At 40.1% G+C, this 12,991-nt stretch carries 12 protein-coding genes; 1 reads left to right on the forward strand and 11 read right to left on the reverse strand.

Annotation, left to right across the window (positions count from 1 at the left end; translation table 11 throughout):
• Positions 1-1,986: immunoglobulin domain-containing protein (locus ABDZ97_RS16800; RefSeq protein WP_343790607.1), on the reverse strand; the 1,986-nt coding region annotated here is incomplete at its 3' end.
• A 306-nt stretch (positions 1,987-2,292) separates the two neighbouring features.
• Here ABDZ97_RS16800 and ABDZ97_RS16805 point away from each other — a divergent pair.
• Positions 2,293-3,201 carry a hypothetical protein gene (locus ABDZ97_RS16805; RefSeq protein ID WP_343790611.1) on the forward strand — a complete coding sequence of 303 codons (909 nt, stop codon included), beginning with the start codon at positions 2,293-2,295 and terminating at the stop codon, positions 3,199-3,201.
• Here ABDZ97_RS16805 and ABDZ97_RS16810 read toward each other — a convergent pair.
• The 10 genes from ABDZ97_RS16810 to nrfD all read right to left on the reverse strand — a co-directional run bounded on the left by ABDZ97_RS16810 (position 3,198) and on the right by nrfD (position 12,976).
• A complete protein-coding gene (locus ABDZ97_RS16810; protein WP_343790614.1) occupies positions 3,198-3,728 on the reverse strand; it encodes a GNAT family N-acetyltransferase in 531 nt (176 codons plus the stop codon). The two genes, ABDZ97_RS16805 and ABDZ97_RS16810, sit on opposite strands and share 4 nt — an antisense overlap.
• Positions 3,722-4,639 (reverse strand): glycosyltransferase, encoded by a 918-nt coding sequence (locus ABDZ97_RS16815; RefSeq protein WP_343790617.1) that lies wholly within the window; start codon positions 4,637-4,639, stop codon positions 3,722-3,724. Before ABDZ97_RS16815 ends, ABDZ97_RS16810 begins: the two co-directional genes overlap by 7 nt.
• A 3-nt stretch (positions 4,640-4,642) precedes the next feature.
• Entirely contained in the window at positions 4,643-5,662 is a 1,020-nt protein-coding gene (locus ABDZ97_RS16820; protein ID WP_343790620.1) for a 3-oxoacyl-[acyl-carrier-protein] synthase III C-terminal domain-containing protein, read from the reverse strand.
• A complete protein-coding gene (locus ABDZ97_RS16825) occupies positions 5,662-5,898 on the reverse strand; it encodes a phosphopantetheine-binding protein (protein ID WP_343790623.1) in 237 nt (78 codons plus the stop codon). Before ABDZ97_RS16825 ends, ABDZ97_RS16820 begins: the two co-directional genes overlap by 1 nt.
• 117 nt (positions 5,899-6,015) lie before the next feature.
• Positions 6,016-7,803 (reverse strand): cytochrome c oxidase subunit I, encoded by a 1,788-nt coding sequence (locus ABDZ97_RS16830; RefSeq protein WP_343790626.1) that lies wholly within the window; start codon positions 7,801-7,803, stop codon positions 6,016-6,018.
• A gap of 32 nt (positions 7,804-7,835) precedes the next feature.
• On the reverse strand, positions 7,836-8,996 hold the full coding sequence (locus ABDZ97_RS16835; protein ID WP_343790629.1) for a cytochrome c oxidase subunit II: 1,161 nt from the start codon (positions 8,994-8,996) through the stop codon (positions 7,836-7,838).
• Between the two features lie 33 nt (positions 8,997-9,029).
• The gene (locus ABDZ97_RS16840; protein WP_343790632.1) at positions 9,030-10,217 is read right to left on the reverse strand and encodes a quinol:cytochrome C oxidoreductase; all 1,188 of its coding nucleotides are present in this window, start codon (positions 10,215-10,217) and stop codon (positions 9,030-9,032) included.
• A 32-nt stretch (positions 10,218-10,249) separates the two neighbouring features.
• Positions 10,250-11,014: a c-type cytochrome gene (locus ABDZ97_RS16845; protein WP_343790635.1), complete on the reverse strand. Its 765-nt coding sequence runs from the start codon at positions 11,012-11,014 to the stop codon at positions 10,250-10,252.
• A 6-nt stretch (positions 11,015-11,020) separates the two neighbouring features.
• Entirely contained in the window at positions 11,021-11,557 is a 537-nt protein-coding gene (locus ABDZ97_RS16850; RefSeq protein WP_343790638.1) for a DUF3341 domain-containing protein, read from the reverse strand.
• A 12-nt stretch (positions 11,558-11,569) separates the two neighbouring features.
• Positions 11,570-12,976, reverse strand: a complete 1,407-nt coding sequence (nrfD, locus tag ABDZ97_RS16855) for an NrfD/PsrC family molybdoenzyme membrane anchor subunit (RefSeq protein ID WP_343790641.1) — start codon at positions 12,974-12,976, stop codon at positions 11,570-11,572.
• Between the last annotated feature and the right edge of the window lie 15 nt (positions 12,977-12,991).

Here is a 12,991-nt window from a genome sequence, read left to right on the forward strand (position 1 = left end):
ATTATTCCAGATTGTTGTAACACCCGACGGGCAGTTATCCGTTGCAACACTATTCACCAATGAGGGATTAGAGGGGTTCGAATACTTACTCAGGTACAAATCTCCATACGTTACCGTGTTATCGTTCATATTCGCATTGCTGTTGGCCACAGGACTCAAAGCACTGTATTCACCACCATCGAAGTACAAACGAACATCAACCGAACCTGAGGGCTGAATCTGAGGGGTTATCACCCAACGACGTCCCAATACGGCCGTACGGTTCTGAGGGGTAGGGATAGCACAGGCATCTATTTCAAAAGGAGCTACCTGAACATACGATGTTGCAGTTACATTGCCCAGATTCTGTCCATGAGAATTAATGGCACAAAGCAGACGACCCGAAACGCTGTTGTAGAAATGAACCCAACCGTTTTCGGAAACAACACAGGTGGCTGATTCTCCATCAATCGACAGGAAACCACTCGGGTTAGGAACCGTTACACTGGTTGAGGCACAAGTACTCGCAGGACATCCTCCCGAACTACTCGCACGAACATAATACGTCGTGCCACTACCTGGACTCACATTTATCGATGGACCCGTACCAATTACCGTACTTCCGCATGAGCCCGAGAACCATTCATAATGAGCTCCACTCACTAAGGTACCACCGCTTTGGGTCAGTGTGACCTGATTCCCCTGACAGTAGGTACCTCCTCCTGTTACGGAAGAAGGAGCTGTTGAGGGACTACCCACAGTAAAGCTCACATCGCTGCTGCAATAACCTACTGTAGCTCGAAGCGTTACTGCCCCCGTATATGCTCCAGGCAGGTAATTAGATCCCGAAAAACTTCCCCCTCCGGAAACAATCGACCAGTTCACCGTAGGGTTATTGTGTGCCCCGCCCAACGTATACGTCAAAGGAAGGGTTCCTCCTGAACAAATACCAGCGGTACTCGTAGTATTTGTTACTGTCGTGTTCTGACGGTAACGCAATACAGCTGATTGTCCCGTGAAATCATGCCCCGTGGCTCCACCACAGGTGTTCAGAGTTTCACACGCTCTGTTAGAAGTCACATTGATCCGATGATTTCCCGAAGTATTTGCATTAAAAGTAACCGTGTTCGTCCCAACAGAACTAACAGGACTGTAGCCTGCACAAGTTGTACCCGCTCCCCAGGCCTGCATATAAGCCGTACTCATAGCAGTTCCACAAGCAGCAGTTCCCAGGTTCTCTACCGTATAGTTAACGCCATTGGTTAAAGACAAAACCGAATGCGTTCCGGAACCCGCACACCACGTTCCCGACCAATTCGTACAACTTGGTGCTGCCGGAATCGTTCCATTAGCAGAGGCAGTAGAACCTACTTGTGTGGGAACCCCTCCTCCTCCAGATGGAATAGTATATGTTACACGCAAAATCGGACGCTTATTAACATCTGTCGAGCCATCACCGACCCCATCAGACCCATGAACATAATACGATCCGTTGTATGCAGTCTTATAGTACCCCACATTTATTGCACCTGTGATATTAGCTTGTACAATAGAAACTCCTGTCGCATTAATTGGTAACGTATTTACTCCTGTAGGAATATTATCATAAGAATGATGATTCGCTCCAGTGATGGTATTATACAAAGTCGTACCATTCATTGTCCCCGGATTACCCGTAAAAACTCGCAAGCGGTTGGCTTGTTGACTTGAATAAGTCTTGCTCTCTACATAAAAAATCACTTCTACCGAAGTAATCGTTGCACAATCAGGAACATAAGAACCGATATCAAATCTGGCCCAGGATGCGCGGCAGGTTGGACATCCCCCAACATTATTATTCCATTGAAGGTAACCATATGATTTACTTCCTCCATCTGTTACTCTTCCCGAATTAGGGTTAGATGGTCCCGTACAGGGAATATTTACAGTTGTCTGTGACACAACTAATGTAGAGACCATCACAAAAACAACCAATGTGAAATAACTAACACATTTCTGAAAAATCATAGTATTCTGTTTTCATTTAATTAAATCTCACTCACCGGTCTATCAGACAGACCAGTAAAACAAGCATTCAGTGTTAACAGATACCTAACTTCCGTGTGAGTAGTAGCAAGTTAATCCTGTTCAGAAATTCACCTCAAACGTATTTACTGTTAAATAAAAACGCAGAAAACCTCTTGTAAACACCTAGCTGACAAATATATACAAAAATGTAACTTTTACCCAAGAGGGGCTACCCCCTCAAAAAAATAAACTCACTCAAAATAAAAAATTTGTAGTTTTACTAAATCGAGTACGAAAAGTTAATTTGTGATCAACCTTGCACATATCATTAATCCCGTAAAAACCGGAGAAAATTCTGACTTATTTGTAGCACAACCCGTTACATTCGAGTCAATGATAAGAGCGCGTCAATTTTCCAAATTTACAGATCAAATAAATCTCTACACAACACAATTTGAAGAAGATACAGCAATAATACCAACCTGTTTCACACAACTCTCGCACCTCGAAAGGAGTATTTTAGCCGTGAATACCGAATTAAAGGGGAAAAAATTACCTCTGATCCATGATATTCTGGAAAAGGCATATCTTGAAACAGATGAACAATATATAATCTATACAAATGTAGATATTGCACTTATGCCACATTTCTACGACCGCGTGATCCAACTCATTGAAAACGGGCATGATGCTATTGTAATTAATCGAAGACGAATCAGACCTGATTATAAAGGAATCGAAAACCTTCCTGAAATGTATGGTGAACTTGGCAGGTCTCATCCTGGTTTTGACTGTTTTGTTTTCAAACGTGATCTGTTTGACAAATTTCAACTTGGTAGTATTTGTATAGGAATTTCTTTTCTGGAGGTTACACTCCTCCACAACTTATCTGCTTTTGCTAAAAAACCTGTTTTTATACTTGATGAACACTTAACTTTTCATCTGGGAACAGATGTTTTGGTTCCCCGAAAAAAGAATCCGTATTATCATCATAACAGAAAAGAATACTTCGAGAAAATCAAACCACAATTAGCCTCTAAATTTGAGTTAAAAAAGTTTCCTTATGGAAATCTTCCCTGGTATGAACGAGCGATAAAATGGGGTCTTAATCCGTCGTTATTTACACGGACTTATCTACAACTTGAAGGGAAGAATTTCTTCCAAAGAGTAAAAATGTTACTTGATGAAATCAGATGGCGAATTCTCCAACGTTAAATTAAGAGAAGTAGTTTCATCAGTTGCGGTTCTTTTATGCGGAAATTTTCCGCTGTCAATTTCCATTTTCCAAACCCCAAACTATATTCACCTTCTCGCATAAACCCCAGAAATTCATTATAATCTTCCGCCTGTTGATTACCCTTCTTTATTTTTGCATATACCTTCTTCAGACCTAGTTCTTCAAATGCAAAATGTAATAACAATACAGAAGCTTCTAACGCGATTCCAGTGCCGGAATAGGATACCTCCCCTATAAATAAACCAGTTTCAGCTGTTGCCTGTACTCTATCAATATCCGCCAGATGGATCATTCCAATAGGGGTTTCATTATACCTGATCAGGAAATACCGGTTTTCGTCATTTGTGACCGAATTCAGCCACTTTATCTGATCTGTCTCACTAATTATGGACTGGTACTCCATTTGTCTTCTTATAGGCTCTGAATTTCTCCATACCCGGACAAGTTCAGCAGTTTCCGGAGTTAAAGATTCCAGCACTAAATTGTTCCCTTTTAGTCTCAACATTTCTTCCTGATCAATACTCTGTCAAAATTCTTTTGCGCCACCCAAAGCCTCCGAATATATTCACCTATGATTCCCAAAGAAAGGAGAATCATACCCGTAGAAAAAAAGATAGATACAATGAGCGATGTAAAACCCAGTTCAGAACCAAAAGCAAATTTAGCGTAGATATAATAGCAGCCTATAATGAAGAAAATAATAGACATGAGTAACCCAAACCGTGTTATTATTTTCAAAGGTAATGGGGAATGCAACATAAGAATCTGGATCGCAAAACGTATCAGTTTCCAGGTTGAATAGTTTGATTCTCCATTCACTCGTTTTGCATGACTCACTTTACAACTTTCAACAGCGGAAGCATTTCTGAGTAAAAACTCATCCAGAAAAATAACAGGAGACAACGACATTTTAAACCCTTCAACAACCTCAGATTTCATTAAGCGAAAAGAGGTTACTATTGAGTAGTCAATATCCGAATACCCCATTAGCCTCTTTAGCATTCTACTCCCCAGATTTCGACCTGCTGCATGCGCTTTATCATCGTACGTTCCATAGACAAGATCAAGATCCTCCAGATCCATTTTCGCTATCAAAACATCAAAATCTTCCGGATTATGTTGTAAATCATCATCCATAGTACCTACCAAAGAAGATGAAGAAAAAGAAAACCCTACAGCCGTTGCGGTATGCTGACCGTAATTCTTTGCTAACTGAATTACCTCAAAAGAAAAGTTCAGGACCTCCTGTAATTTATCGACAAGACATTGATAACTGTTATCCCCACTTGCGTCATCTACAAATATAAAATGCACATTAGCGGATACATTAGCCGACCAATTCTCTAAACTTACCAACAAGTCTGGGATATTCGCTTCGGCATTATATACAGGAATTACTATATCAATATCCTTCATACGCTATAGTTTCAACGAAAACGGGGGAAAACATACCTCAGGATTTAGCTTTAAAACCACTGATGCAATCGAAAAACCAACACCAAAACCACTCAGTAGTGTCCATTCTTTACTATTCTCATTTAGTCGTTCCCTGACGACTCCAATTGTAACCGGAATGCTTGCAGAAGCCGTATTACCATAATCATATAACGAGTAAGGAGTCTTCTCGACGGGAATCGATAACTTTTTCCGTACAGCCTCATTAATTACTTTGTTAGCCTGATGAAAAAAACATAACCCTACATCGTCTTTATCAATAGAAAAATGATCCAGCAAACCTTCTATATTTTTAGGGACGTATTTTACAGAATAGTTAAATATATCAATCCCGTTCAACCGCATATAGGTATTAGCATCCTTTCCCGTCTCCGCATATATTGCATTCCGACCCTTACCAAACGTCTCCAGATTAAAATACATATCTGATGAATCATCAGAAAGTCCCCTCTTTTCAATCCCTACTACTGAAACCGCATCTGAGAATACCGGGCGAACCGCTTTGTCAGTCTCCTCCGTAAGAAAAGAGGAAATATCTCCACAACATAAAACAGCCCGGGCATTATTCCCAGATAAACCGGATAATACCTGATTAACTGTATAAAGACCATAGACAAAGCCTGAACAGCCGGAGTTAATATCATAGCAAAATACTTCTTCCTCCAAATTGAGAAGTTCATGTAGCTTACAAGCGACTGATGGAATTGCATTATGTTGATTCTGCGTCACACAAATCAATACATCTATACTTTCCTTTTCCCAATTCAACTCTTCCAGCAGCTTTTCAACCAATGGATGAAAAAACTCCTCAATAGAAAGTGATTTATCTTCAACAATTTTTCTAAAACGGATTCCTGTATGTCTTACCAAAGGCTCTCTCTCTTCCTCCGGGATCAGATCAAGAATGAGATTATCTTCTGTATTCTCAGGAACACCGGAAACTACTCCTTTTATACAGGTATTACGAGTAGTAAAGTATCCCATTATTCGGCTGCTTTAATGAGTTCATAAATATCCTTCAGAGTTGTACACCTTGCCAAATCAGAAGATGAAACCAACACATTCATTTCATCACTTATGCGGGAAATGAATACCAATGCATTTAAAGAACTCCAGGTTCTGATTTCTCTGAAAGGCATATCAGCTGACACTTCTCGACGGTCAACCAGAAGTTCTTCAGCAGTAAAATCAAGAAAATCGTCAATAAGCAGTAGTTTCATTATCAAACAAATATAGTAGTATTCGAATCAATTCAAACTGAAAGATAAAAAAGAAAAATGAATAAAAAAACCCGTACTCTTTCACAGTACGGGTTCCAATTATATACTTTTCAGAAATTAATGTTCTTCTTCTCCTTCTGCCAGAGGAACTATCTGAGGGATAAAGTCTTCTTCGGCACCAGGCTTACTGTAATCGTAAGGCCATCTGTGTACTTCAGGAAGAGCTCCCGGCCAGTTTCCGTGAATATGTTCAACTGGTGTAGTCCACTCCAGTGTATTTGACTTCCATGGGTTTTGAACTGCTTTAGGTCCTCTGTAAATACTATAGAAGAAATTATAAAGGAAAATCAGCTGAGCAAATCCACCCAGGATAGCAAACACCGAGATAATTTGATTCAATTCAAAAATAATCTCGAATTGGTTAGCATCGAATGTCTCGTATACTGAGTAATCATAGTAACGACGTGGTGCTCCCGCAATTCCAACAAAGTGCATTGGGAAGAATACTCCGTATCCTGAGATAAGAGTTGTCCAGAAGTGAACGTATCCCAATCTTGTGTTCATCATTTTTCCGTACATCTTAGGGAACCAGTGATAAACACCCGCAAACATTCCGAATACGGCTGACATTCCCATTACAACGTGGAAGTGCGCCACAACAAAATAGGTATCGTGAACAGCAATATCAAGTGCTGAATCGGCAAGGATAATACCTGTAACACCACCTGTAATAAAGGTCGATACCATACCTACAGCAAACAACATCGCCGGAGTATAAACGATAGAACCTCTCCACAGTGTTGTCAGGTAGTTAAATACCTTAACTGCCGATGGAATTGCAATCAAAAGTGTCGTAAATACGAAGACACTCCCCAGGAATGGGTTCATTCCAGTAACGAACATGTGGTGTCCCCATACTATAAAGGAAAGGAAACCGATCGCAAGAATAGAACCGATCATCGCACGATATCCGAAAATAGGCTTACGCGAATTCGTAGAAATAATCTCCGAAGAAAGCCCTAAAGCAGGAAGAAGTACGATATATACCTCAGGGTGTCCAAGGAACCAAAACAAGTGCTGATATAATAACGGAGAACCTCCTGTATTATCAAGCATTTCACCACCTACAATAATATCACTTAAATAGAATGAAGTTCCCATTGTTCTGTCCATGATCAACAAAAGTGCTGCAGAGAAAAGAACAGGGAAAGAAAGCAAACCTAGAACTGCAGTTACAAAGAAAGCCCAGATTGTAAGTGGCATTCTTGTCATGTGCATTCCTTTAGTACGCAAGTTCAACACAGTTACAATGTAGTTCAATGATCCGATCAATGAAGATGCGATAAAGATTGCCATTGAAGTCAACCAAAGTGTCATCCCCAATCCTGAACCAGGAACAGCCTGCGGCAATGCCGATAACGGTGGGTAAACCGTCCAGCCGGCCATTGCTGGCCCTGTCTCGATAAATAAAGATATAATCATTATTGCCGAAGAAAGGAAGAACAACCAGTAAGAAAGCATGTTCATGAATCCGGATGCCATATCACGTGCACCGATCTGGTAAGGGATAAGCAAGTTAGAGAACGTTCCAGACAAACCTCCTGTCAAAAGGAAGAATACCATGATCGTACCGTGCATTGTTACCAAACCAAGATACATATTTCTATCCAGGATACCATCCGGCGCCCATCGATCTCCTAGAAATGCATGCAAGAAATCCGAACTTTCTTCCGGCCAACCTAATTGAATACGGAACAAAATAGATAATAACATCGCTACCACTCCCATGAACACTGCAGTTAACAAGAACTGCTTTGAGATCATTTTATGGTCGTGACTAAAGATATATTTTGAAACAAAATTCTCTTCGTGATGTCCGTGTGCTTCGTGAGCTCCAACTGCCATTTTCTAAAATTTATTTGTTAGTATAATTAATCTTATTTCTTAAATGTGTTTTCAGCAATTTCCTGCGTCCACCACTCATTGTATTGTGCCTCATCCAATACTTCGACAAACAACTTCATATTTGAGTGCGATGCACCACAAATTTTGTTACACATCAAAATATACTGGAAATCATCATCATTCAATTCTTTACGCATCTCTTCTGTCGTCATAGAAGGGGTAAACTTCATACGTGTAACCATTCCAGGTACAGTGTTAATCTGTGCACGGAAATGAGGGAAGAAAGCACTGTGTATGATATCTTCAGCACGGAAGCTGAATTCATATTCTCTACCTTTACACAATACCAACTTTGTATTTGACGGTTTTACAATATCATCGTATGCATAAACATCAAGACTGTCATTGTGCAGGTTCTGAAGTTGTTTCAAACGAAGATAAATTCGTTCTTTACTTGCTAAATCCCCGCGCATCTTCTCCATAGACTCAACCGAGAAAATATTATCCGGATTATTAATACGATCCTCAGCAGCTTTAATCAAACTGTCCATTTCCTGAACACGTGCATCAATTGTATTACGCGTAGCCAATCCTAACGGGTTATTTCCGTTGATTAGTTTGTAATCGAATTTACCAAGAACATTATCTTCTCCAGCGTAACGTACTGTCCAGTCGAACTGCTTTGAATATAACTCCACTCGAATTGCATCTTCTCCTGAAGCACCTTGTCTTTCATTCCAGTTTTTCAATCCAAGAATGATAATAACTGCAAGAACTATAGAAGGAACGACAGTCCATAAAAGCTCCAGTTTGTTATTATGAGGATACCAGTATGCCTTAACGCCTGGTTTTTTGTAATACTTATAGGCAAACCAGAACAATAACCCGTTCGTAAGGAAGAAAACTAATAAAATAATAATCAAATTCAATCCCATCAACCAGTCATATCCTACACCCTCAACAGAAGCTGCTACAGGAATTCCTCCTGCACCATAACGAGCTACCATCCACAGAAAAGACCCGAAGAAGATAAACATGAACAGCAACATTAGATTTGCGTTCATCTTATTATCTCTCAATTCAATTTCCTCTTCGCGACGGTTACGCAGCTTCGAGGTCAATTCGTAAACCCGCATCAATTGCGCTACAGCAATGATTCCTAAAACGATTACGATAAGTGCTATGAACTTCATTCTTCCTTATTTATTCGGTTTTTTTACTAAATCTTAAATTTCATGATGAATACTCTCGTCCAGGAACGGGTGATTCACCGGAGTAAGAGGAGCTTTTGTTAATGCGTTCAATACAACATATATGAACACTCCCGCAAACAGAAGGAACAATCCAACTTCAAAGAAAGAAATGGATGCACTACTTCCGATTGACCCGGGTACTACCATCATGTATACATCTACCCAGTGGAAAGCTAAAATTACCAAACCTACGAATGTAAGAATTCCAGAATTACGTTTTGCTTCACGCGACATCAACATCAGCATAGGAAGTGCAAAGTTGATAATAAACATTGTAAAGTAAAGCAATTTAAAGTCCTCTATTCTTTGTTGGTAATAAATTACCTCTTCTCCCATATTCGAATACCAGATCAACATAAATTGTGAGAACCATAGGTAAGACCAAAGGAAAGAAGTCGCAAATGTCCATTTTCCAAGGTCATGAATATGACTGTCATTTACTTTCGGCAAGTATCCGTTCTTCTTAAGGTGTAATGTCAATATTACAAGAACAACCATTGTAGAAGTCCACATTCCTGCAAAAACATACCATCCGAACAATGTCGAGAACCAGTGAACATCAATTGACATAATCCAGTCCCATGAAGATGTTGAACTAAATACAGCGAAAAGAACAAGGAAAGTAGCTCCTTTACGGTAATTTTTAAAGTGGATATCAGTACCTCCTACCTGATCCTCCAAAAGTGAACGCTGACGGAATCCACGATAGAAAATGTAGTATACCGCCAGATAAATCACTGTTCTGATCAGGAAGAAAGGAACATTCAGATAAGCCGATTTATTCTGAATGATGTGATCGTTTGCCACTGTATCCGGATCCATCCAAATATAAATGTGACCTCCGTGTGTTAAAGAAAGTACTACAAAAACAATTAATAATATAATTGCTCCTACCGGGATATACCCAGCAACACCTTCAATAACCCTTTTTACATAAGCATACCAACCTGTTTCTGTTGCATACTGTAAAGCAAGGAAGAACAAAGCTCCCAAAGCTATTGCGAAAAAGAAGAACCCATCAATAAGAAAGTTCGCCATGATTCGCTGAAATTTGTCCTCCCCTTCACCCATCGTGAAGATTCCTACAATTGCTAACAGTGCTCCAATTGATATCAATCCGAGAACAAGTTTTTTTGACTTATTTGAAATACTAAATTCCATCGCTGTGCTTTTTTGTACTTTCTTATAGTTAATTATCCTGCCATCTGGTTATCATCCTGAACATCTCCTTCGGCTCCTTCCGTTACGTCACCCTCGTCTTCTACAGACTCAGACTCCGGATACTTGTCATTCTGAAGCTTTTTTATGTAATGAATTACATTCCAGATTTCTTCTTTATTCAACAACGAAGCGTGTGCTCCCATCAAACCTTTTCCATAGTAAATAGAGTAGAACATTTGTCCATCCGCAATGGCAAGCGTTCCGTAATTTGGTACTCCGGAATATGCTCCAGATTCAACCATAGGTCCTTTACCATCTCCTTTTTCACCATGACAGTGCTGACAGAATTTTGAGTACAATTTCTTTCCTTTATCCAATACTTCTTTGGCATTATCCGCATCAATCATAACCGGATTCATATCTTTTGCTGCCAATTCGTACTCTCTACCCAATGAATCGCTCAATTCACTTCCGTAGTGTCCATGAGACATGTCCATTCCCTGATCAGCAAGACGGTGATAAGGAAGCATCATTAGTACATGCTTTTTATCTGTTCCGTGGTAAGGAATTGTTCCTACCGGAGGAGTCATTGCCGATTGAGTTAAAGATCGGTTTTCATCATAACGTTCTCTTACCTCTCCATAATCCACATACGGTTCAATTGCAGGTGAACGATACATGTCTGGCATGTATTCATAATACGGACTATCTGCATTTGAACTACAGGAAGAGAAAAGGATCACTCCCGCAGACATGGACAATGTTAGTGTAGCTATTGCCTTTAAAGTTTTCTTCATGGCAAACTATTTTAATTCTTTTTGATCTAATTCAATAATTCCCGTTTCCTTCAGCATCGCCTGTAATTCATCCTCAGAAAACTGAGCATTTTCCGACAAACGTAGCTCCATAACAAACTTGTCATCTGTTGTTCTAGGATCAGGGTTATCCGCCTTCATACCTGGCAATGTTTTGTTACGCAACAAATACGTAATTGACATTCCGTGAGCAGCACAAAGAACTGTAAACTCAAACGTAATCGGAATAAAAGCGAGCATATTCTCCAAATACGTTCCGTTTGGTTTACCACCAATATTCATCGGCCAGTCATCAATCATGAAGTAACGCATACCGATCGTAGCAAGTGTAAGACCCGTAAGACCATAAATGAAGGACATGATTCCTAAACGTGTCTGTTTTACACCGATTATTGGGTCAATACCGTGAATCGGGAATGGAGAGAATACCTCTGCGATTCTGACACCTTTTGCGACCAACTTCTTTGCACCATCTTTTAGTACATCGTCGTCGTCATACATTGCATATAATACTTTATCCGCCATGTCTGTGCTTCATTAATGATTATTACTTTCATGACCATGTGCATGGTCGTCCGACTGATTTTTGTATGATTCTCCTGAAGACTTCAGAATTGTCTTAAGCTCGTTCAATGGTAATACCGGGAAGAAACGTGCAAACAACAAGAAGAAAACAAAGAACAATCCGATAGTTCCTACAAAGATTCCGATATCAATGTGTGTCGGGTAGAACATACTCCAAGAAGATGGAAGGTAATCTCTGTGAATTGATGTTACGATAATTACAAAACGCTCAAACCACATACCGATGTTTACTACAATCGAAATGATGAATGTAAACAACAAACTTCTTCTTAACTTCTTGAACCACATCAACTGCGGAGAGATTACGTTACAAGTCATCATCGACCAGTAAGCCCACCAGTATGGTCCGGAGAAACGGTTAATAAATGCGTATGATTCGTACTCAACTCCAGAATACCATGATACGAAAAGCTCCGTAAGGTATGCCACCCCAACAATCGAACCGGTTACCATGATTACAATATTCATGTATTCTACGTGTCTTGTATGAATGTATGCCTCAAGATGCATTGCTTTACGCATAACCAACATCAGTGTCTGTACCATCGCAAAACCGGAGAATACCGCTCCCGCAACGAAGTAAGGAGGGAAAATCGTGGTGTGCCATCCCGGAATAACTGAAGTTGCAAAGTCAAAAGATACAATCGAGTGTACCGAGAATACAAGTGGTGTGGCAACACCGGCAAGTACAAGTGAAACCAATTCAAAACGATTCCAGTGTTTTGCTCTTCCTGACCATCCGAAAGCCATCAAAGTATACATTTTCTTAGATAGCGGATTCTTAACACGATCCCGTAAAGTAGCAAAGTCAGGAATCAATCCGATGTACCAGAAAACAACTGATACAGAAAGATACGTTGAAATCGCGAATACGTCCCAAAGAAGTGGTGAGTTGAAGTTCACCCAAAGCGATCCGAACTGGTTAGGTAAAGGAAGTACCCAATAAGCCATCCAGATACGTCCCATGTGAATCAGAGGGAAAAGCCCTGCCATAAATACAGCGAAGATTGTCATCGCTTCAGCAGAACGGTTAATCGCCATTCTCCATTTCTGACGGAACAAAAGAAGTACTGCAGAAATAAGTGTTCCGGCGTGACCAATACCTACCCACCATACAAAGTTGGTAATATCCCAGGCCCAACCAACGGTTTTGTTCAATCCCCAAACTCCGATACCTGTACCAAGAAGATAAAGTATTGTACCTACTCCGTATAGTCCAATAATTGCGGCAATCGTAAATAATACATACCACATTTTGGGTGCCTTGTCCTCGATAGGCTTACAAACGTCATCTGTAATATCGTGATACGTCTTGTGGCCTAAAATCAGGGGCTCTCTAATCGCGGATTCCTTGTGCATTACAATTTATTTTAA

This window comes from Wandonia haliotis (assembly GCF_039523435.1).
Lineage (GTDB): Bacteria > Bacteroidota > Bacteroidia > Flavobacteriales_D > Crocinitomicaceae > Wandonia > Wandonia haliotis.

Excerpts from the sequence above, each read along its gene's own strand:
- ABDZ97_RS16810 (WP_343790614.1), bottom strand. The coding sequence starts at position 3,728 with ATGTTGAGACTAAAAGGGAACAATTTAGTGCTGGAATCTTTAACTCCG.
- ABDZ97_RS16815 (WP_343790617.1), bottom strand. The coding sequence starts at position 4,639 with ATGAAGGATATTGATATAGTAATTCCTGTATATAATGCCGAAGCGAAT.
- ABDZ97_RS16820 (WP_343790620.1), bottom strand. The coding sequence starts at position 5,662 with ATGGGATACTTTACTACTCGTAATACCTGTATAAAAGGAGTAGTTTCC.
- ABDZ97_RS16825 (WP_343790623.1), bottom strand. The coding sequence starts at position 5,898 with ATGAAACTACTGCTTATTGACGATTTTCTTGATTTTACTGCTGAAGAA.
- ABDZ97_RS16830 (WP_343790626.1), bottom strand. The coding sequence starts at position 7,803 with ATGGCAGTTGGAGCTCACGAAGCACACGGACATCACGAAGAGAATTTT.
- ABDZ97_RS16835 (WP_343790629.1), bottom strand. The coding sequence starts at position 8,996 with ATGAAGTTCATAGCACTTATCGTAATCGTTTTAGGAATCATTGCTGTA.
- ABDZ97_RS16840 (WP_343790632.1), bottom strand. The coding sequence starts at position 10,217 with ATGGAATTTAGTATTTCAAATAAGTCAAAAAAACTTGTTCTCGGATTG.
- ABDZ97_RS16845 (WP_343790635.1), bottom strand. The coding sequence starts at position 11,014 with ATGAAGAAAACTTTAAAGGCAATAGCTACACTAACATTGTCCATGTCT.
- ABDZ97_RS16850 (WP_343790638.1), bottom strand. The coding sequence starts at position 11,557 with ATGGCGGATAAAGTATTATATGCAATGTATGACGACGACGATGTACTA.
- nrfD (WP_343790641.1), bottom strand. The coding sequence starts at position 12,976 with ATGCACAAGGAATCCGCGATTAGAGAGCCCCTGATTTTAGGCCACAAG.